This window comes from Rhodothermaceae bacterium (assembly GCA_009838195.1).
In the GTDB taxonomy this organism is placed as follows: domain Bacteria; phylum Bacteroidota; class Rhodothermia; order Rhodothermales; family Bin80; genus Bin80.
In genome coordinates, this window is the sequence record VXSC01000011.1 from 75,857 (window position 1) to 97,732 (window position 21,876).

The 21,876-nt window shown below is 54.7% G+C and carries 12 protein-coding genes; 11 read left to right on the forward strand and 1 reads right to left on the reverse strand.

Annotation, left to right across the window (positions count from 1 at the left end):
* The first annotated feature begins 167 nt into the window (after nucleotides 1-167).
* The 6 genes from F4Y64_02385 to F4Y64_02410 all read left to right on the forward strand — a co-directional run bounded on the left by F4Y64_02385 (nucleotide 168) and on the right by F4Y64_02410 (nucleotide 6,823).
* Complete coding sequence (locus F4Y64_02385) at nucleotides 168-623, forward strand: hypothetical protein (protein ID MXX96447.1); 456 nt, start codon at nucleotides 168-170, stop codon at nucleotides 621-623.
* A gap of 89 nt (nucleotides 624-712) precedes the next feature.
* Complete coding sequence (locus F4Y64_02390) at nucleotides 713-2,344, forward strand: T9SS type A sorting domain-containing protein (protein ID MXX96448.1); 1,632 nt, start codon at nucleotides 713-715, stop codon at nucleotides 2,342-2,344.
* Nucleotides 2,345-2,349: 5 nt separating this feature from the next.
* Nucleotides 2,350-3,033, forward strand: coding sequence for a metal-dependent hydrolase (locus F4Y64_02395; protein ID MXX96449.1), 684 nt, complete (start codon nucleotides 2,350-2,352; stop codon nucleotides 3,031-3,033).
* Between the two features lie 11 nt (nucleotides 3,034-3,044).
* Nucleotides 3,045-4,760 carry a SpoIIE family protein phosphatase gene (locus F4Y64_02400; GenBank protein MXX96450.1) on the forward strand — a complete coding sequence of 572 codons (1,716 nt, stop codon included), beginning with the start codon at nucleotides 3,045-3,047 and terminating at the stop codon, nucleotides 4,758-4,760.
* 14 nt (nucleotides 4,761-4,774) lie between these two features.
* Complete coding sequence (fsa, locus tag F4Y64_02405; protein MXX96451.1) at nucleotides 4,775-5,449, forward strand: fructose-6-phosphate aldolase; 675 nt, start codon at nucleotides 4,775-4,777, stop codon at nucleotides 5,447-5,449.
* A 9-nt stretch (nucleotides 5,450-5,458) separates the two neighbouring features.
* The gene (locus F4Y64_02410; GenBank protein ID MXX96452.1) at nucleotides 5,459-6,823 is read left to right on the forward strand and encodes an MBL fold metallo-hydrolase; all 1,365 of its coding nucleotides are present in this window, start codon (nucleotides 5,459-5,461) and stop codon (nucleotides 6,821-6,823) included.
* Between the two features lie 163 nt (nucleotides 6,824-6,986).
* On the opposite strand, the gene F4Y64_02415 is transcribed toward F4Y64_02410, so the two are convergent.
* Entirely contained in the window at nucleotides 6,987-9,236 is a 2,250-nt protein-coding gene (locus F4Y64_02415) for an amino acid permease (protein ID MXX96453.1), read from the reverse strand.
* 367 nt (nucleotides 9,237-9,603) lie between these two features.
* On the opposite strand from F4Y64_02415, the gene F4Y64_02420 reads away from it, so the two are divergent.
* The 5 genes from F4Y64_02420 (at nucleotide 9,604) to F4Y64_02440 (ending at nucleotide 21,778) form a co-directional block, all read left to right on the forward strand.
* Nucleotides 9,604-9,951: an STAS domain-containing protein gene (locus tag F4Y64_02420; protein ID MXX96454.1), complete on the forward strand. Its 348-nt coding sequence runs from the start codon at nucleotides 9,604-9,606 to the stop codon at nucleotides 9,949-9,951.
* Between the two features lie 59 nt (nucleotides 9,952-10,010).
* Nucleotides 10,011-10,295 (forward strand): hypothetical protein, encoded by a 285-nt coding sequence (locus tag F4Y64_02425; GenBank protein MXX96455.1) that lies wholly within the window; start codon nucleotides 10,011-10,013, stop codon nucleotides 10,293-10,295.
* A gap of 99 nt (nucleotides 10,296-10,394) precedes the next feature.
* Complete coding sequence (locus F4Y64_02430) at nucleotides 10,395-17,492, forward strand: SDR family NAD(P)-dependent oxidoreductase (protein MXX96456.1); 7,098 nt, start codon at nucleotides 10,395-10,397, stop codon at nucleotides 17,490-17,492.
* Nucleotides 17,493-17,494: 2 nt separating this feature from the next.
* A complete protein-coding gene (locus tag F4Y64_02435; GenBank protein ID MXX96457.1) occupies nucleotides 17,495-19,249 on the forward strand; it encodes a DUF4070 domain-containing protein in 1,755 nt (584 codons plus the stop codon).
* Nucleotides 19,250-19,273: 24 nt separating this feature from the next.
* On the forward strand, nucleotides 19,274-21,778 hold the full coding sequence (locus F4Y64_02440; protein ID MXX96458.1) for an NAD-dependent epimerase/dehydratase family protein: 2,505 nt from the start codon (nucleotides 19,274-19,276) through the stop codon (nucleotides 21,776-21,778).
* The last annotated feature ends 98 nt before the right edge of the window (nucleotides 21,779-21,876 follow it).

Genomic DNA, 21,876 nt, shown 5'->3' on the forward strand with positions numbered 1-21,876 from the left:
GAGGGCGCATGACGGTTACCCTCCGTTTCCGGATTGCTGGTTGATGTTACTTGCAAAGCACACAACTCAACTAAATACACAGCGGGGAGTTACACGCGGTTTGCTGTGGCTGCCTCGTTTCATGGCTTCGTATTAAATTAGTATTATTAAACAGCTACCCTGTGATAATGGTCAATCACAACGTTAAGATTGCTATACAGGCCTTAATGGCCGTTCTAATCGTGGTTCTAGGGATATGGCTATATCGCTCAATTACAGAACCATGGGAGGCAATTGAGCGCGAACAGGCCCTGACCGAATTGACACGTCAGCAGATGATTCACATCCGAACGGGTTTGACACACTATGAGCGCGGGGAAGATCGTTTCCCGTCATCCCTGGATTCGCTCGTTCTATGGCTCCATTCGGACTCCCTGACTTCCGCCGATATTCTAAATGTTTTCGATTCGGAAATCGTGCTGGACTCTCTAATCTACTCACCCCGTACTGGAAGTACCTTTGAGTACGCCCTCAATGACACTGGAAGGGTTGCCATCTATCTACTCCAAGATCCAGATTCCGATGATTACATTGGATCGGATATCCCAGACATAACTCTGTTGAACGCTGCCAGCTGGGAATAGGCCCCGCTGCAGAAGGTTCATTTCCTTCTTATCTTAGACGTCCCCGATAAAATAAATCGGGGACGTTTGAGTGCTTGCCGCTTGAAAGCATGCTCCGATGTATGTGTGCCTTGCTGTCGCTCGTCTGGATGCTTCCCCAGGTAGACGGGTACTGTGTGCAGGAACGTGATACATGGTTTCCAGCCACCTATGAGCCTGGAACAACCATCAATCTGTTCACTCAGTGGAATGGAGTTCCTTTGAGTGAAGGATTTGTAGTCTCACTGCCTGCGGAGTGGGAATTGGCAACCGCAACTGCTGTTCGCCAAGCCTACCGCCATGTAGAGCTTGATGCAGTAGAGCTTTCGGGAGGACGAATCCGATTGTTCTCCACCGAACCGATGCGCGGGACCTATGACCTTGTACTGCAGGTACTCACGGACCGAAGCAGCGTGTCCCAGAATTACAGAATCTCCGTAGCTTCCGCTGTAAAGATCGGCACACGCTATGTGGAAAACGAAGGCACGGTGCGTCGTGGTGAACTGCGCCCCCTACTTGGCAGTGAATCTGGATCTACCCTGGCTCTGGAGAAAAACGTGACCCCTTTGCATATTCAGCCACAATGGTTGGAAATGCTGCATGACAGTCATACCCTGGAGTTATGGCTCCGAACTGCCACATTAAATGCCGTCGTACTGTCCGCATGGGACGGCTCAGAGATGAATCTCTATCCCATAGAGCTTGTGATCGACTCCAGGGGGCGAATACGATACTATCGTAATACGGCCGGACATCACGTCACCTTGGCCACTGAATCTCCCGTGGCTGATGGCACCTGGCATCATGTTGCATTGGTCCATGATGCCGAAACCCACTGGACAAAGCTTTTTCTGGACGGTCAGATCGCCGACTCGCTTTTTGATCCCACCGGCACTCACTTGGGCGGAACACAGCCGCTCGCTCTGGGTGGACATGTCCGTTCGGAAGAGAGCCGCTTTGTGGGTGAGATAGACGATCTGTCCGTATGGCCCCTGGCGCGCACGGCAACCCAGATCCGTTCCACGATGCAACAAACACCCGCTGCGGAAGGAGCGCTCATGCTTGACTTTGAATCTGCCAGAAGCTTTCGCTACTTTGCCGAGCGGGATGCGATCACGTATCGCGCTCCGGGCGGTCCTATCTTTGACCCTCCTATTCGCGGGTTCAGCGGAATCGTCTTTGATCAAGGGGTCATGCTTACTTGGGAAAATGAAGATCCAAGTTCGGAAGCATTTCTGGTCGAGCGCTCCGAAGATGGCATCATGTTCGAAGAATTGGCTCGCATCAACCGCTCCTTTGAGGGAACGCATTGGTCTTACACCGATCTGAGGGCCCCGGACCGTGTCGTTTTCTACCGACTGGCTCAAGAGGTCCGGGGGCACACGCCTCGGGTTGTCGGAACCATTAAACTTGGGCTAGGTGCAGAAGTCACCCCTTCCGCGATTGAGATTCTGGGAAACTATCCCAATCCATTCAACCCCCGAACCTCCATCACCTATGAAGTGCGAGAGTCACAGCATCTGCGACTCTCAATTATCAATCTTTCTGGGCATGTCGTTACGGTTCTGGTTGATCGACATCATGAGGTTGGTGAGTTTGAGGCGGTCTGGGATGGAATTGAGCTGCCGAGCGGAACCTATTTTGTGCGTCTCCAGGGGCTGGACGGAGCGGTACACACACGACAAATTTTATTAACTAAATAGCGACGATGCGACTCACCTACTTCGGGCACTCGGTAGTGCAGATAAAAACCGGCGGTGCGACCCTGCTCTTTGATCCATTCATTACCGGGAACCCCTTGGCAGAAGCGGTGACCACTGCCGATGCTCTATCGGCAGACGCTATTATTCTGACGCACGCACATGGGGATCACTGGGGAGACACCATGGAGATCGCAAAACGATGTGATGCACTGGTTGTCGCGAACCACGAAATCACCGAGTACGTCAAAAAAAATGGACACGCGAAGATACAACCCTTGAATACCGGTGGGTCATTCAGGTTTGAATGGGGAGTCTTAACCCAGACGCATGCGCGACATTCCTCTTCCTTTCCAGATGGAACCTACGGCGGGAACCCAAACGGATACATTCTTCACGCAGAAGACCTTTATATCTACAATGCAGGGGATACATCTCCTTTCCAAGAAATGGCCTGGATTGGCAGTCAACAAACGATAGACCTTGCCCTGCTTCCCATCGGTGATGTATTTACTATGGGAATCACCGGTGCGACGCAAGCAGCCAGTTTAGTCGAACCCAAACTCACCATCCCCATCCATTTTGACACATTCCCGCCAATCAAAGCAGATACAGAGAAGTGGCAGGAACTCATGAACGAGATCGGACGCGACACCCGGGTATTAAAGCCGGGTGAATCGCTTGATCTTTGATTCGGAAGTGAATGCAGGAAGCAGTCCCAAGGGCGGAGCAGGTGCAGCGGCATGATTTGCAGGCACTATTCCAGACCAGCCAGGTACTGACCAGCTCGCTGGAACTCTATTCGGTGCTGAGCAACCTGCTTTTGACCGCCATGGGAAAACTCCTGGTTCCCCGAGGCATCGCGCTTCTGCACGATCCCGAGAAGCAGAACTGGCGTGTGATTGTCGTCAAGGGAATCCCTGCCGTTGAAGAGGAATCCCGCCTTGAATTACCGCCATTGATCTCGGAAACCCTGATTGCAGGCGAGGAGCTGCCAACGCTGCTTCATTCTCTTGGAATTCGGCTGCTCCTGCCCGTGCGGGATGATCAATCCGATATCGGTGCCATTGCACTTGGCAGTAAGATTACGGGGGCATCCTTTCAGGAAGAGGAACTCCAGTTTGTGCAATCACTGGTCAATATGGCCTCAACGGCCGTTCGTAATTCGCTGATCCTGGAAGAATTGCGCAGGACCAATCTGGATTTGGACAGCTCCGTGCAACAGCTCAATACTCTCTTCGAGTTGTCGAAAGAGTTCAATGCGACGGTTGATCGTTCGCACGTACTGAAAATTTTCTCGTTCGCTCTCATGGGGCATATGGTGGTACATGGCCACCTGTTTTACCTGAGACGACCGGACGGCACTTTCAAGCTTGTATCAGGAAAACAGATCACGACGAAGGACCTTGCTACGGAGTTTCTGGACAGCATTCAGGATCTCGTCCGCGCAGAGCCGGGAGATCACCTAGACCAAAGCGGAATCGCCATTGCACTGCCCATCCGGCAACAGGGAGCGGTCCACGGCGTCCTTTGCCTTGGAGCGAAGATGAACGACTCCCCTTATGACCGCAAGGATGTCGAATTCCTCTATGCTCTCGGCAGTCTGGCAGTCACCTCAATCCAGAATGTTGAATTGATTGAGGAGCGGATCGCCAAACAGCAACTGGAGGAGGAGCTTCGAATGGCTCGCACGATCCAGCGCCGTCTTCTGCCTGACAAAATTCCTGAAGTACCTGGGATTGAAATTTCTACCCTTGCGCTGTCCAGCCGTGAAGTCGGGGGAGACTATTTTGATGTAGCCCCCCTGAACAAGAATCGGACCCTCTTCATGATTGCGGATGTGACCGGCAAAGGTGTACCCGCAGCGCTCTTGATGTCCAGTATTCATGCGTGTACCCATGTGATGCTGCCGATGGACCTGACGCTTGAGGAAGCCATTGAGCACACCAATCGCATGCTGTACGAAAACACCGACCCGGATAAATTCATCACTGCTTTTGCAGCGATGTATTATCCAGACAGATCGCTTGCATTTGTGAATGCCGGGCATGAACCCCCCTTATTGATCCGAGCGAGTGGGCAGGTCGAACGCCTCTCGGATGGAGGTCCGCTTCTTGGCATCGTCCCGAATATACCCTACGAAGCGGGTTATATTACCCTCGCACCGGGAGACACGATCGTCATGTATACTGATGGAGTAACGGAAGCCATGGGAGAAGCCATGGATGAATATACTGAGAAGCGTCTACTGGACTTGGCTTTGGCCAACCGTAGCTGCTCTGCAGATGCCCTTACGAAGTTAATTCAAAGTGACATCCAACAATTCACCGGCCCCGTTGAAATGCTCAGCGATGATCGTACCCTGATTGTTATCAAAGTGACCGATCAAACTCAGCAGCCAGGGGTATCACACGGATAAGAAATTTTGGTCCAATGAAATTCTTTATTGACACTGCAGATCTAGCCGAAATTCAGGAGGCTGGAGAAATGGGAGTCCTGGATGGGGTGACCACGAACCCCTCCCTCATGAAAATAGCGGCGGAACGCGAGGGGAAGCCCCTGGATTTTCATGAGCACATTGCAAAAATTTGCGATATGGTCCCGGGAGATGTTTCCGCTGAGGTCACTGCTGTTGATTTTGACGGGATCATGGAACAGGGCCGGACGCTTGCGGCAATCCGTGACAATGTAGTTGTCAAGGTTCCCCTGATCCTGGATGGGATCAAAGCTATCAATGCACTTGCACAGGAGGGAATCCGGTCCAACTGCACTCTCTGCTTTTCTCCGACCCAGGCACTATTGGCCGCAAAAGCAGGTGCCGCATACATCAGTCCTTTCCTTGGGCGCCTGGATGACATTTCCTCCGACGGCATGACCCTCTTGCAGGAAATCATTGAGATCTATGACAATTTCGGGTATACCACTGAAGTGCTTGCTGCTTCGATCCGCCATCCGATGCATGTCGTGCAATCTGCACTCCTGGGCGCCCATGTAGCGACCATGCCGCTTGGCGTGATCAAAAAACTCCTTGTGCACCCACTCACCGATATTGGCCTTGCCAAGTTCATGAATGACTGGGAGACTTTCAAGCAGCACCAGTCCGGCTGAGCCTCACGTATGGATTTTATTTCGCTCGGCAGGGCCAACGACATTGGCGCAAGCTGCCACTACCTTGGAGTGAACGGCAGTGGAATTGTCTTGGATGCTGGTGCTGATCCGAATGAAGAAGGTCCTGCCTCGCTGCCGGATTTTTCTCCTATAGAACATCACAACGTCGATCATGTGTTCATTACCCATGCACACCATGATCATATTGGCAGCATCCCGAACTTGAATGCTAAGTGGCCGATGGCCTGGATGCACCTGACGCCTGCCACACGGACCTTGACAACCTTCATGCTGTACGCATCTGCCAGGCTCCAGAGACGCAAGTTTGATGAGGGCTCGTCCCCGTTCCGTGCGTTGTTTGACGAAGAGGACCTGGATGATGTATTTGATGTGCTTTGTACCCACGATTATGATCAGTGGATTGATCTGGGATCGGAGCATCTGCGAGCCAAGCTCCACTATTCTGGACATTTGTTGGGATCTGCAGGTGTACTGCTCTCTACCCCCGATCATCGCCGGATATATTACACCAGCGACACCCGCTCAGAGGCACAGACAATGATTCCGGGAGCGGCGCATCCTTCTGCACCGATTGATGTACTCATCATGGAGTCTACACTCGGTGCGGATCCGGTTGCGGAAACCGTGACCCGCCCCGAGGAAGAAGTCCGGTTTGCCCGGAGGCTTGCATCCGTTCTAGACCGGGGAGGAACGGTACTCCTACCGGTATTCATGTTAGGACGAGCCCAGGAGATCCTTGCCCTGCTTGGACGCTTCAAGATGCAAAACCTGATTGATCCAGAGACTCCTATCTACACGGCGGGAGGACTGCGCGAAGTCTCGCGAATCTATGATGATTACCGCTTATCTACACCTCGAATTGATCCCGATTTTGAGGTCTATTCCGTTGATCAAAAGCGATTTCCAAGAACGCGCAAGGCTCGAAACAGAGTTCTAAACCAACCCGGGATCCTTGTCCTGACCAGTGGCATGATGATTGAGCGAACGCTGTCGCACCAGGTTGCCGTCGAGCTCCTCGAAAATGAGAAGCATGCCATCTTTTTTGTCGGGTTCAGCAAAGAAGATCTGCCTGCAGGGAAGCTACTTCATGCAGCACAGAGTGGAGCGGAGGGGATGCTGCTTAGCCCTGACCGGGGGATGCAACAGATCGAATGCGAGGTAGATCGTTTTCGTTTCAGCGGGCATGCCCACCGCAGAGAGCTCACGGCGCTTGCCAAAAAGCTTCAACCCGATACAATCATCCTGGTGCATGGAGAAGCTGAGGCCAAGCGCTGGCTGAAGCAAAACCTTCGTGAGCATTGCCCCGAAGCCCGTGTACTGACCCCTTCCCAGGGCGAACGTGTCACCTTATAGGAGGCATAATTCTAATTGCACAAATCCCGTTTTAATGCGCATGCACCGCCAAACGGGTATACTTTGTGAGGTCTGCACACTACCTGTGGCAATTCTATTAGTCAAGGGAAACACCGCTATGATCGCGAAGACGATGGCGATGTCACCAGCTATCGTCTCGTATTCAACCGCCGGGCTTCTGGATTGCGGAGACGGCCTGGACGAATCCCCGTGCCGTGAAGGAGCCAGCGTAGTAGCGACACCCGAGGAGAATTAAGGGCACTGTTGTCCTTCTCGCGACCTCAAGAGCGAACGGACCGATAGAAGGTTTGTGCCGACGACGGCTTTCCATCCCCATCACGAGAAGGTCACTCTCTGATGCCCTGGATACAATACTAGCGACTGGATCGTCCACTAAATCGATTTCCACCTGATATGGCCCCGCAGCTTCGTCCCTGGCAAGACGTTGGATCGTTTGCAGGCGTCGCCGCTGGGTGTCCGCTCTTGTGTCGGAAGGCAACGCCTGTACAAACGTCAAATCAGGAGGAGTTGTGCGAGACAAGCTGGCCAACAAACGTGCACGCAAAAGACTATGTACGCGCTGACCCCGGACTGGCACGAGAATGCGCGTCGCTTCAGAGATACGCCACCGCGGCGGAGCGCGCACAATGACCACATCCGCATCGATGGCTGAGATCAATCCTTCCAGTCGGGCTTCTACTCCGGGTTTCTCAATACGAGGCAGGCCGAGGAGCACAGTTTCACAGCCGTGCTCATTTGCTACGCGGGCGATTTCCTCCCATACGTCGGATGCTACCGTAAACAGCGTTTCCGGACTCGCAGTGACGTCAAGGCTCTGACCGAAAGACTCGGCCAAAATATCCTTTGCGTCGCGGATTATTGCGTCGCCGGGCATTTGATCCGGGCGCAGCACTGAAAGAAGAACCGCCTTCCCCGCATTCGGTGTGCACACCGTTGCAGCCACGTTGGACAGGCTCGCGGCACTTGCCGGATTTGCGATCGGTGCAAGAACAAGCGGGTTCCGCCCCCTTGAGCGAGCCAGCTCTGGGTCCTTGGCTTCAGCGCTCGCATCAGCCACTCTTGCTCCAGGTGCAAGAGCCATGAGATACAGGACCATGCCGACACCCAGCCACAGGGCCGCGACACGGCCCGCTTCAGGTACAACGACGGCCTGAAATACTGCCAAACCCAGGCAGAAAATCACCCCTAGGACAGGTAGCACTGGAAGGCGTGCCTCCCCGGAGCGCCGGAGAGTAAGAATCGCAGTACAATGTACCATGGCGAATGAAACGAGAAATATCAGGCTTGCGGCTGCTCCCGCTGCTGCCACGTTGTCCACTGCGAGTACAATTACGACCATCATCCCTCCGGTCGTGATCACTGCAATAGCTGGCGCTCCCGTCCGTCCGCGTATCTGTCCGATTTGACGCGGAAGTGTGCGGTCTCGGGCCATAGAAAATGCCACGCGAGAGGCACCGTACAAGTTGGCATGCAGGGCCGACAGCATCGACAGAATGCCGGCGCCGATCACGAGCCAATAACCGGGCACTCCCAAGTACCGGTCCACGGCCTCTGCAACGAGCCCCTCTGGGTTAGCTTGCGCCGCTGCAAGGATTCCTTCGGGTGGAGCCCCCACCGTTGCAACTATGGCAAGAAGCGGTAGGTAGATCACAAGCGTAATGCCGAGGGCGGCGTACATCGCGAACGGTACGGTACGTTGCGGGTTCTTCACTTCGCCCCCAACGGCGGCGATCAGGTCGAATCCCTGGAGAGCGATGAAGGTATAGCCCATTGCCTGCACAATCCCCAATGCACCACCGGGCGCAAATGGGCGCAAGCGCCCGACTGCCTCGGCCGGACTCCCGCTTAGCCATACCCACACTCCTCCGGCTACGAGAAGCCCAAAGACGACCACCTTACCAACCGTGGCCGCATTGCCGCCTCCTGCCGAGCGTCCCACAAGAATCCACGAATAAACCCCGATCGCAGCGAGTGCTAGCAGGAGTTCTCCTCGCCCGTCTCCGATCCAGCTCCACTGTCCCATGAAAGCTGGAAATAGTCGGATTGCACCTTCAACGGCGAAGACAGCGAAGCCGAGCGCATAGAGCACGCCGGCTACGATCGAGGCGAACCAAACTACCCAGCCCACGATGAATGCAACCTCGATCGAGACTACTCGCTTCGCATAGGCATACGTGCCGCCGGATTCAGGGTAGCGGGAGGCTAGTCGCACAAAGCTGGCTGCCGTAAGGAACGCAATGCCGCCGTTGAGTGCAAAGGCTACGATAGCAGCCGAACCGGCAGTGGCGAAGGCAACGCCGGCAAGCGCAAGAATGCCGCCCCCAACTATCGCGCCCACGCCAAGTGCGGTCGCGCCGAAACGACCTAAATGCCGTTCGTCACTGTCGCTCATTTACTCGTGTAAGGAATTTTCTCTGAGCTAGCAACCTGCGGATAAAGTCGGGGGTTCCAGAATTCTAGAATTGATGGGATATATTTCCAAGAAGCACCTATGTTCAGATTCAACAGTGCAAATTCATGGCATTAGTAAACGAAGACTGCCACTCAAAAAGAGTCGCGATCTGGACTGATTTGGAGTACACAGGGGCACGAAAAATAGAAGTCTCTTCGTAACTTTGTGTGACGTAGAGATCTTTTGTATCTTACGCCACATGGAAGGCGCGGTATTGTGTGCACTTGCCTGATTGCCTATCCAGAGTCCCTTCCTGTACTTCAGAGAACTGAACAACCATGAGTACCCGATAAAGACGTAATCCAATATGAGAATTGACATCAAATGGCAGCGCGAGGGAGACATCGCAATCGCGGCTCTGCTTGGCCGTATTGACAGCAGTAACAGCAACCACCTCTTGACCATGCTAGAGGAAGGTATTGAGCCTAGTGATCGTGCTCTGCTACTGGACTTCGAAAAAGTATCGTTTATTAGCAGTGCTGGCCTTCGCGTCTGCTTAATCCTCGCCAAAAAGCTCTCCGGCGAGGGAAAGGCGTTCGAAATATGCTCGCTTTCCGACCTCAACCGTGAGGTTGTTGCGGTGAGCGGCTTTGATGAATTGATCCCAGTGCGCGATGCGACTGAGGATGCACTGTCATCCTTGCAGAGTTCCTAATTGCATTTTTTCACCAGATGGGCATCTGTTTTTAACCCATTCTCCAGATAAAAAACCCAATGACTGACAACAACGACCGAATCATCACCGTCAAGAATTCACTTGACATGAACATCCTCGGGGACAATATTTCTGATATCACCGACTTCGCCGTGGAAAAGTACGAGTTTCGTCATGACGCAACCCTCTCCAGTGAGACCCGGGATGCAGCTGTTAAAGAGACTCGAGAAGCCCTTTGGGAAATGGTTGAGAAGCTCAAGTTGAAGCGCCAACAGATCCTGAAGACGTTCTTTGAAAAGGCCGATGAGACGGTGAATCGAGTCGTCAGCGACATGCAGGAATAGGCAACCCCTTACGGTTGCAGTAAAACGTGCTTCCAACACGACTTCCCCCCGGTGGCTTCTTGATACGGTTGGGGCTCTCCAACACTTGAGCAGAATGAGATGTCACATATACCGCGAGATTCTCCAGTTGCGATTGTGGCGTACGGTTACCGGATGCCCGGGGGGATCCGTACCGACTCGGACTTCTGGCAACTATTGTCCGAGCGCGAGATCGTCCGGGAACCCATCATTGACAGGTATGGCAGAGGGTATCGTCCAATCGGCCAATTTTCTGGCCCAGGACGGTTTGCCAGCCCGTATGAAGGCCTCATTCGCGAGGATGGCGAGAAGCTGATCGACCCCAAGCTCTTCGGCCTGTCACAGGACGAGATGCTTTTTATGGATCCCCAGATACGCATGCTGCTGGGTTGTTCCTGGGAAACTTTTGAGCGTGCTGGCTGGGATTTTCATTCGCTGCGCAACAGCTCCACTGGTGTTTTCATTGGCGCACAGGTGCCGGCCGTGGCCAGCTGGCGACCAATGCACGGCGCGGGACCATTCGATGTCACTACGATCAGTCTCGCGATGCTCGCCAATCGCATTTCCTACCATTTTAATCTGATGGGGCCGTCCGCTACATACTGCACGGCCTGCTCCGCAAGTATCACTGCGCTTCATGCAGCAATATCCGCGATCCGATCTGGCGACTGTAAACAAGCACTTGTGGGATCGGTGAATTACCTGGGCACCTCTCGTCTCAGTGCCTCCTTCAATGCCCTGGGGGTCATCAGCCCTGACGGCAAGTGCCACTCTTTTGATGCCGACGCGAACGGCTATATCCGTTCGGAGGGGGCGTTCATCTTCGCTCTCAAACCTCTACAGGAAGCCGAAAATGACGGCGACCACATCCACGCCGTCATTGAAGCAACTTCCGTTAACGCGGCGGGGGCAGCTGACGGGAGTAGTGGACTGGCACAGGGACGCTATATCACCGCACCCACCCGTCATGCACAGGTAGACCTGATGCGCACCGCCTGTGCTCGTGCGGGGCGCACACCCGAAGAGTTCGATTATGTCGAAGCGCATGCGACGGGAACTGTCGTCGGTGATCGTATAGAGGGCAATGCAATCATTGAGGCCTTCGGTGGGATTGACCGCGGCGTGCCACTGCGGATTTCGAGCGTGAAGAGCAACTTGGGGCATATGGAAGCGGCGGCGTTTCATTGCGCTCTACTAAAAATCATCCTGATGATGCAGAGGCGTACTTTTGCGCCTACGTCAAAGAACTATGTCGTTCCGAACCCCGAGATAAATTTTGAAAACGGTGCTGTGCAGGTGCAGACTGTCTGCGAGGCGTTCCCGGAGCGACCAGTCGTGGTCGGCATCAACTCGTTTGGGTTCGGCGGTGCCAACGGACATTGCGTGATTCGAGAATACCAACCATCACGCCCGCGCATCTGGTCATCCGATCTGTCCCCGGATGGGGGGAAGATGATCCCACTCTCGGCGCGCACCAATGAAGCACTCACGCGAAGCGCACGACAGTTGCGGGAAATGCTCGCAGAAGATGACACCGACCTCTATACAATCGCAGGCAACCTTTGTCGGCGCCGTACACATTTTGCAACGCGAACAGCTTTTGCAGTACATGATCGCAACGAGCTACTGGCATCCCTAGACGAGTTCATTGAGAACGCATCAGGCGGAACAACCGTTAGGGAAGGGGAACAGCGAATCGCGATGATGTTTGCAGGACAGGGCACCCAATGGTCCGGTTGTGGCCGGGGACTGTATGACGCTGACCCCGTTTTCCGTAGAGTGATTGACGCAGTTGAGGGCCATTGGAAGGAATTTTCAGATGTCTCGCTACGCGACATTTGCTTCAACGCTCCCCAAGAAGAACTCGACGAGGTTCGATTTGCCCAGCCGGCAATCTTTATGATCCAGTGCGCCCTCTTTGAGCTTTTTAAGACCTGGGGGGTACATCCAGAATGCGTCATCGGGCATAGTTCAGGCGAGGTCGCTGCTGCCTATGCCTCTGGCATGCTGTCGCTTGCAGAGGCAACGCAATTGGTCTACCACCGCGCTACCCTTCAGCAGTGTGTGGCCGACTCGGGTCGAATGCTCGCCATCGGCTTGGATCTCTCAGGCGTGGAAGAACTGCTTGATTCGCTCGGTATCGCTTTTCGGCCTGACGAGAACCGGCCAACCCAAGTGGAGATCGCCTGCGAGAATGCACCAGCAAGTGTAGTCATTTGCGGCAAGGAAGCAAAGCTGAGACCGATCATGGCGGAACTGGATCGCCGGAATCTGCAAAACCAGTTGCTTGCAGGCAATATCGCGTTCCACTCCTCCGCCATGGACCCCATCCACGATGATGTGCAGCAAGCTCTGTCTTTTTTGGATAAGAGCACATTTGATGGCAGCATCCCTTTCATTTCTTCCGTGACCGGCAAGCAAACGGAGCGTCTAGATGGAGCGTACTGGTGGACAAATATTCGGAGACCCGTGCAGTTTGCCCAAGGGGTCAGCACAATTATGCGTGATTTCAAGCCCGATATATTTCTTGAGATCTCCCCGCACGGTGCACTTCAATCGGCAGTCAGTCAATGTCTCGAACAGGCATCGCCAATTCCGGTCCGCATTCCAAGCCTCTATCGAAATTCGGATGATCGGCTCGGTTTCCAACAGGCGCTGGCTTCGCTCTTCAAATCCGGCGTGGCTCTGGATTTCGCAGCTCAGTACCCGCGGCCCAAGTCCATTTCCCATCTACTTCCTGGACATCCTCGGGACAGGCAGGCGGCGATCAACATCCTCAGCGATGACGAATTCTTCGTCCAACAAGGCCAATACTCTCATGGACCACTGATTGGGCACAGAGTACCGAGCGACCACCTTCTCTTCGAATCCCGGCTCTCCGTGAAGGACTTCCCCTGGTTAGCAGACCACCGCGTGCACCATGCTGCGATCATGCCTGCTGCCGGCTATATCGAACTGATCCTTCAGGCCTTCGAAGGCGTTTCTGTTCACTTCGAAGTGCTTGAATTCCTTCAGCCGTGCCCGATTCCCAGGACACCTGTTCGGCTCCAGACTGCCCTGCGACCGGTCTCCAATACCCGGGACGAGTTTGCGTTCACAATCTCGTCCCGATCATACGATGTCAACGCTACCAGCGAGGTCCACTGCCGTGGACGAGTAAAGCTGAGTAATCCAGACCACCCCATTGGTGTTCCGGCCCGGCTTGAGGATATTGACCGATCCTCATGTGAGACTGTATTCGCGAAGCAGAGTGATTTCTACGAACGGATTGAGGCAGTCCTCAGCGAGACCTTCCAGTATGGGCCACACTTCCAGACCATACAGCTATTTGAGTTACAACCCGAATCTAGAGCTTTGATCGTTGACATTGAAATGGACCAGGAGCTCTGGACGACGGGGCAGCAAGAGGGGTATGTAGGATGTCCACCACTGCTGGATGGAGGACTCCAGATCTTCCTGTCACACCTGTTGACGGCTTCACATTTATTTGCGATCCCGCAGAGAGCCGAGAGAACAACATTTCTGCGTCCGCCCACCGGCCCACAGATTACATGTTATGTGACCAGGCCCAGTGAAGACTGGATGGATGCGAACGAGCGAGGCCAGTACTCAGTGCAGCGCGGAGAACGGGCCGCCGGTGCAATCAGTTTCTATGACCGTACTACAGGAGACCTCATCCTCCACATTGATCAATACGTCTATTTCACCTCCAATCCGCGCTGGAATGATCTATTGAACAGCAAGCATGAAATCGCCTGGCAACCGAAATTCATCCATGAAGACCTGTCTTACCTTGACAGACTCCCCACAGGGGAGATCGACCCCGCCGCGTTGATCGTTGCCCTAGAAAAGTCAGAGGGTACACAAGCATACAGCTGCCATGTGGCCGAGTTTGCCGGATCACGGGAACCCGATCAAACTATCCTATCCAAGTGTCTGGATTATCTAACGAGTTCTGATGCTCGGTCCGAGTTCTGGCTCCTCAGCGATAATGAGGAAACGACCCGAGCCCACTTTGATGCCTTCAGCCAACGGGATGCCGCGCTTCGCTTTCAATGTCTTGATCCGGAGGCCGCACCCCCAATGGATAACGGTCTTCTTCGCCCCGGCGGCGCGGAAATCGTGTTTTTGCACGGACCGGACGACCTGCCCAGCCCCGACGGCTGGCGGTTCCTGCGTCAGTTGGTTGTCAACGGCGGGCTAGTGCTGATCTGCCACGATGAAGATGCCGTAGTCAAGCCGGATGAAGAGTGGTCAATTGTTAGATCCGGCCCAGCTTGCACCCTGCTGCAAGCACCATGCACCCACATAGGCGAAGAGGCAGGCGATCCAATTCCAGGCCCACATTGGGTACTGGGAGAGCCAAACAGTTGGGCATCGGAGTGGATTTCTCTTCTGGACGCACCCGATACGGTGCAGCCAATCCCGCATGAGGCAGTCATCCGTGGGCAATTCGACTCCGTCCCGGCATGGTCAGAGGTGGCTGACGTCCTTGCAATTGACTTCTTCTGTGGTTCCGACCCGAGTGATCCGACCGGCCAGAGGGTAACTGCGCAGTTGATCGCATTCGTGCAGGCACTAGTATCCGCTCGGTTGGCAAATGCAAATTGTCTGTGTCAACTCACCGTGATCACCCAACGCGCAGCCTTTGATGTGCAGCATCCACGGGGATCTGCCCTGTGGGGGGCAATACGCAGTATGGCCATGGAAGTCGGCGACGAAGCAAAGCTCGATTTCCGCCTAGTTGACCTCGGTGGATTGGATGATCTAAAGACCCTAAGCTGGCTAGCTCGCAACGACTTGCGTGAGCGGGAACTGGCGGTCCGAGAGAACCGCTTATGGGTACCACGAATTGCCAGTATTAGAGAGCGATATTCCCATGTGACGGCGGATAGCGATGCAGTATACCGCCTCACACTAGATAATCCGGGCCAGATTGCCGGGCTCGAGATGAAAACGTACAGCCTCCCTGCCCTCGGACCAAACGATGTGGAAGTTGATGTCGAAGCAGCAGCTCTCAACTTCCGCGACGTAATGGTCACCCTGGGCCTACTGCCCGCATTGGCTTATGAGCGCTCGGCGCTCGGGCACCAGGTTGGCATGGAAGGCAGTGGAACCATTCGGCGGATCGGGGCGCAGGTACGGCACTGCTCAGTTGGTGACCAAGTCGCGTTTATTGCAGGTGGTTGCATCGCCAACCGTGTGGTGATCCCCGAATACCTCGTCTTTGCCAAACCCAATGGGCTCAACATGGAGGAAGCTGCATCTAGCTTGTCGGTATATGTTACAGCCTACTATTCTCTCATCTACCTGGCCCGCCTTCGGAAGAATCAACGCGTGCTCATCCACTCCGCCATGGGTGGGGTCGGCCACGCGGCGATGTCAATCGCCAAACATGTTGGTGCACAGATCTACACCTCAGCCGGTAGCGAAACCAAGCGCAAACAGCTATTGGCAATGGGGGCGCAGGAAGCCTTTGATTCTCATAGCTATGACTGGTATGAAGACCTTATGATGGCAACCGATGGGGAGGGAATAGATGTCGTGCTGAATTCGCTGGCAGGGCGCCATATTGAGCTATGCCTGCAAGCACTTCGCCCCGGCGGCTGGCATTGCGAGATTGGCAAAACCGATATTTATGCCGACAATCTCCTCCGAATGCGCATGTTCCGCAAGAACCTTCGCTTCGCGGCTATTGATGTGGACCGCCTGATGCTTGACGACCCCCGGCTAACGCGTGAGCTCTCTAAAACCTGCATGGACCTACTGGATCAGGGTACCCTTTCCCCGCTCCCGGTCACTACGTTCCCTTACAGGGACTACGGAAAGGCCTTGCGTTTGATGACAACCGGGCAACATCAGGGCAAGTTGGTCTTAAAGGCCCCGCAGAACTCCGCAGATCCCGGATACCCCATCTCGGACATCCGACCACTCTTTGACGAGGATGCAACCTATCTTGTAACCGGTGGACTGGGCGGTTTTGGGCTCCGCTTGATCTCTTACCTTGTGGCATCCGGCGCGCGGCACTTGACTTTACTTGACCGTGATCCTCAGCGTCGCCGTGATGCGGAATGGGTTCGTCGCTCAAGTGCACTTGTCTACATGGATACCGAGTGTGAGATTGAAATCATCTCTGGAGACGTCGCGATTGAAGCCGAGGTGCAACGCTGTGTCCAACAGATCAAGCGACCGTTGAAGGGTGTGTTTCATCTGGCCGGTGCGTTGGATGATCGTTTGCTTGACGACATGACAATAGAATCTCTGCAGAGTGTCTTTGCACCCAAAGCTTCCGGTGCACTGTACCTCCATAATGCCACAGCCGACCACTCCCTTGATTACTTCGTCCTTTTCTCGTCCACGGCTTCGATGCTAGGCAATCCGGGGCAGATCAACTACAGTGCAGCCAACGGTTTTCTGGATGGACTGGCCATTGCCCGCCACCAACAGGGTCTGCCCTGTTTGACCTACAACATGCCTGCTGTCGCTGATGCCGGTATGGCTGCACGCAGTCTCCCGGTGCTCCGAATGATGCGGGCAATCGGTATACCACCGGTAAGTTCCGATCTTGCGATCGCAAATCTGGATTACGCGTTACGTGCAATGACGGACCGCCCCCATCTCGTTACATCGCTCTTTGAGCGACCGACATGGACCGTCAACTTCCCAGATTACATGCGGATCGGGCGTGTTATGCACAATCATGATGCATTTGAAGCCGCCTCCGACGATGAACTTACTCTCGAGAGGGTTGTGGAGCAGATCGCTGCCAAAGTCGCGGAGTTGTGTGGTTATGAAGAAGGCGAGGTGGACGAGCCATTGTCAAGCTTTGGACTGACGTCTATTTCGGTCGCCGAGCTCGGGACCTTCATCCAGTCTGAATTCAACTACCGTGTGAGCGCTCTCGAACTCATGACTACGGCCTCATCCCTATCACTGGCACAGGGTATCATCGATGGCAAGAAAGATGCTACCCGGGATGAGAGTGAACTAGGTGATCCGACATCCCAAACTGTTTCCGAGGCTTCTTGGCCACGGGCCCCGCGTGTTCCCTCCAGTTTTGCGAACACCCTAGAGGATCACTTGCCCACGAAGGCTTCTCAGGCCTCTGACAATGGCTCCAGTCCCATCCCTTCATTAAAGGACTCAGCCCATATAGACTCATTGGAAGAGGTCTCATAGCCATGCCGAATACGCTCCTCATTTATCCAAAGCATCCCCCCACATACTGGGGAAATGAATTTTCCTTGGATCTACTGGGCATCCGAGCGGCATTTCCTCCACTCGGCCTGCTTACAGTCGCCGCAATGTTTCCACCCCGGTACGACCTCCGTTTGGTGGATTTGAATGTCACTCCACTGAGAGACATGGATCTGGAATGGGCGGATCTGGCCTTCACATCGAGTATGATCACACAACGCCCATCACTTGACCAGATCATCGAGCGATGTAACCGTGCACAGGTTCCCGTCATCGCTGGTGGACCGCACCCCACCACTTTTCATGAAGAGATGGAGGGGGTTGCCCATTTTGTGCTTGATGAGGTTGAGGAGACCTTCCAGGATTTCCTTCACGACTTGGAAAAAGGAACCGCAAAGCGGATTTATCGGGAACCGAGAAAGCCGGATGTAACCCTGACTCCCCTTCCCCGCTTTGACCTGATCAACATGAACGACTACTATTCAATGAGTCTTCAGTTTTCGCGGGGATGTCCCTTTGATTGTGAGTTCTGCGACATCACTAAGCTGTACGGCCGCGTGTCCCGAACCAAATCGCCTGAACAAATGGTTGCCGAGTTTGACCATCTGTTCGAACTTGGATGGCGCGGACCTCTGTTCCTAGTTGACGATAATTTCATTGGCAATAAGCGCGAAGTTACACGGCTTCTCCCCGTGATAGCCGAATGGCAACAGGAGCGTGGCCACCCCTACAGCCTGTCTACCGAGGCGAGTGTCAATCTCGTTCGGATGAGCGACTTGATGGATGTCATGATTGCGGCGGGCTTTGACACCGTCTTCTTGGGCATTGAAACGCCCAACCCGAAGGCTCTTGAGAAGATGAAGAAGCCTCAGAACATCAACATGCGCGACGACAACTACCTGTTCAAGTCTGTGCGAAAGATTCAACAGAAGGGGATGCAGGTACAGGGCGGCTTCATCCTAGGCCTCGACGAAGATGATGAGAGTGCCTTTGATGCTCAGATCGAATTTATACAGGAGACTGGAATCCCGATTGCACTCGTTGGGCTGTTGACCGCACTCAAGGGAACCAACCTCTGGGCACGTCTAGAGCGCGAGGACCGGCTGCTTGACACACCTATTGAAATTAATGCGACCTCCCTGAACTTCAGGCCGGAAATGGATCCCAAAACACTGGTTGAGGGATATCTGCGTGTCATTGGGACCATATACGACTCGACGCTGGAAAACTATTTTGATCGATGCCTGACCTTGCTGGAAAACCTCAATCCGGTACCACATCTCCATAAACCTGTGAGCCAACATGCACTGTATGCGGGCATTATGGGAATCCGGCAGCGCCTGACACCCCAGCAGTTACCGGCCTTTTCGCGGTATATTGCCAAGGTTTCTAAAGATCACCCTCGCCTGTTGCCCCTTGCGATTCGGCTGGCAGCTACAGGCCACCACTGTGAGAAGTTCTCCCGTCAGCAGACCATCATCCGCGAGTTCAAGGAGTATCTAACCTCAGAGTTGACAAGAATGAACGAAGACATGTCGCAGCGCAAGTCAGCACCGGAGGCAGCAGACAAGCTCAAGCGGGAAGCGTTGCACCGAATCAATGCGCGTAAGAAAGCTATCCCCGAGGAATTCCGCTACACGGGGGACGGTATTACTGAATCTGTTTCGGATTTTCAACTTGCATTAGACACCATATTCGACGGGACTCCCGTAAACGGCAATCTTCCGGTTCTTAACTAAATGCTGACACCAGAATAGCCGTATATGCCTGAATTGAATACTTTGCACGCGGAGGTCCCGCCACTCACGGGAACCCTGCCGCCCCAATGTCGACAGGATCTTGATTCGCTACGGCGATTCATTAACCAAACGACCAGCTATTCATCCATAGACGCCCCTGTCAATCCCTCGGATTTTCGGGAAGTTCTGCTTACAGGGGCGACCGGATTCCTCGGCCGCTTTTTGCTGAGAGATCTTTTGCGTCGAAACCCCGACCTGACGGTTACCTGTATCGTTCGGGCGGATCATTCGCAACACGCTTTCTCTCGAATCCAAGCCGCTTTCGAAGAGGCGGAAATCTGGGAGGACGAATTTGCTCCGCGCATACGTGCAATGGCGGGAGACGTCCATCTCCCGAGTTTCGGCCTGGAGCCGTCCCAATTCGCGGATTTCTACCAGCGGATTGACGCCGTGTACCACCTTGCCGCGAGCCTGAGCGTAGCGACTCCCTACGTCGCTCTACGCAAGATCAATGTGTTCAGCATCCGCAGCGTACTCGAACTGTGCCTAACGACGCGCCTGAAACACGTCTTCTTCGCGTCGACCATGGGGGTTTTCCCCGAATACTTCTGTGGTTTCGCGAACGAGTACTCCGGCAGCCGTGTCACGCACCAGATGCAGCCGGACATCGCGAGCATGAAGCGTGCCTTTCCTCTCGGCCTGCTCGGGTATCCGTGGACCAAGGTGGTGGTCGAGCAGGCCCTGCTTCATGCGGCCCGGACTGGGGTGCCGGTAGCTCTATTCCGCCTGCCACACACGAATGTCGCGAGTACCGGTTTCGGCAATGCCGACGATGTCGCGGTGCGAACGGTAGCCGCGGTAGTGGACTCGGGACAGATGCCGGAGGGGTTCACGCTGCAATGGAGCCAGGCGGCAGTTGATGTCGTCGCTGACACCATGGCGGCTATCTCGATGAATCCCGATCGGCGCTTCACGATCTATCACTACTCCGAAGATCCACCCCTAGGACACGAGATGCAGCTTGCCGACTTCGGACTGTACTATAAGACCGTGCCCTACGATGCTTGGAAGCGGGCCTGTCTGGCTCGGGGAGAGCGGTCACCCCTCCACGGATTCTGGAATCTGATCGATCACGGCGCGCCCTACTGGTTCAGCGGGGACGCGACCGCTCCGTCCCATCGCGTCTGCAGCCGTGCCTTGCAGGCCGATTGTCTGGACCCGATTCCGTGGCCGAGCGCGTACACCATGCTCCGGCGTTCCCTCGACTGGTTGCGGGCGCATCGTGAGAAATGGCCGTACCGCATACCCGAGAGCCGTCTCGACTACGACCAACTCGTGCGTCGAGCCGAATCGTTCGCGCGCGAATACGATGTCCCCTTCGGCGTGGCATTCCCCGCCTGGAAACTCGAGGGACTCAGGCAGCTCGTGCAGGCGGTGAACGCCCCGGAGGCCGGTGTTCGGACCGAAAGACACGACTATATCGCCTTCGATCTCACCCGCCGCTTGCGCAACAATGCGTCCTTGGAAGCCGAGCGCCGCCGCTGCCCAGAGATTGCGGAACAGGACATCAGGCGGCCGGTCTTCATCGTTGGAATCAACCGGACCGGCACAACCCTTCTGCACCGCCTGATGTCTCGTGACCCGAGGTTTTGGACGCTGCGCGGTTACGAGTATGTCGAGCCTGTCCCGGCGGGCGGCAACTACGCCATTCCGGCCGACTCGGCCGAAGATCCGCGGCGAGCCTTTGCGGAAGAACTCCTGAACGCGTCGGGAATCGTTGACATGTTCAAGGGAGTGCATCATTTCGACGTGGATGAACCAGAAGAGGACCTTGGGCTACTCAGAATGGGGTTTGCCGCTTGGGGCGCGACCGTTTGGTTCGACATCCCGGACTTCGCTCGCTGGCTTGCCTGCAGGGACATGTCGGAGACCTACGCCTTTCACCACCGCGCATTGCAGAACTACACGCATCAGCGGAGAAGCGACGGGGAGGGACAGTGGGTACTGAAGGCGCCCTTTCACCTTTTCGAACTGGAAGCGCTAATTGCGACGTACCCCGATGCCCTGTTCATTCAGACTCATCGTGAGCCCGCTCAGTTCATGGGATCCTGGTGCAGCCTCGTCGACCGGGTCCGCAATCTCTCCTGCCAGCCCCGCCAGTCTGAAGATCTCGGGAAGGAACAACTCGAATTCATGCGCCGCATGCTTGACAGCATGGTCAAGTTCCGCACGAACCACCCCGAACTGGAAGATCGCTGGTTGGACATCAGTTTCTACGACCTGGTCCAGGCTCCTATGGACATGGTTGCCCATATTTACAACCGTTTCGGGTGGTCGCTGGAGGAGGAGGCCGTGGCCGCCATGGACGCCTGGCTCGAAGCACAGGCCGCTCAGCGGCGAAGCGAAAAACGGCACAAATACGAGCTTGCCGACTTTGGCCTGACGCGTGACAAGGTCGATGCGGCCTTCTCGCACTATCGTGATTTCCTCTCAAGCAGTGGGATCCGATCTTCCATGCTTTTGAAATAGACCGGATCAAGCGGGTCACGTGGACTCCTGACTGTGACGATTTTGCATTTCAGGACTCGTCGCTATCTTGCAACTATCTTTAAATCGTGACTATCACT

Excerpts from the sequence above, each read along its gene's own strand:
- F4Y64_02385 (MXX96447.1), top strand. The coding sequence starts at position 168 with ATGGTCAATCACAACGTTAAGATTGCTATACAGGCCTTAATGGCCGTT.
- F4Y64_02390 (MXX96448.1), top strand. The coding sequence starts at position 713 with ATGCTCCGATGTATGTGTGCCTTGCTGTCGCTCGTCTGGATGCTTCCC.
- F4Y64_02395 (MXX96449.1), top strand. The coding sequence starts at position 2,350 with ATGCGACTCACCTACTTCGGGCACTCGGTAGTGCAGATAAAAACCGGC.
- F4Y64_02400 (MXX96450.1), top strand. The coding sequence starts at position 3,045 with ATGCAGGAAGCAGTCCCAAGGGCGGAGCAGGTGCAGCGGCATGATTTG.
- fsa (MXX96451.1), top strand. The coding sequence starts at position 4,775 with ATGAAATTCTTTATTGACACTGCAGATCTAGCCGAAATTCAGGAGGCT.
- F4Y64_02410 (MXX96452.1), top strand. The coding sequence starts at position 5,459 with ATGGATTTTATTTCGCTCGGCAGGGCCAACGACATTGGCGCAAGCTGC.
- F4Y64_02415 (MXX96453.1), bottom strand. The coding sequence starts at position 9,236 with ATGAGCGACAGTGACGAACGGCATTTAGGTCGTTTCGGCGCGACCGCA.
- F4Y64_02420 (MXX96454.1), top strand. The coding sequence starts at position 9,604 with ATGAGAATTGACATCAAATGGCAGCGCGAGGGAGACATCGCAATCGCG.
- F4Y64_02425 (MXX96455.1), top strand. The coding sequence starts at position 10,011 with ATGACTGACAACAACGACCGAATCATCACCGTCAAGAATTCACTTGAC.
- F4Y64_02430 (MXX96456.1), top strand. The coding sequence starts at position 10,395 with ATGTCACATATACCGCGAGATTCTCCAGTTGCGATTGTGGCGTACGGT.
- F4Y64_02435 (MXX96457.1), top strand. The coding sequence starts at position 17,495 with ATGCCGAATACGCTCCTCATTTATCCAAAGCATCCCCCCACATACTGG.
- F4Y64_02440 (MXX96458.1), top strand. The coding sequence starts at position 19,274 with ATGCCTGAATTGAATACTTTGCACGCGGAGGTCCCGCCACTCACGGGA.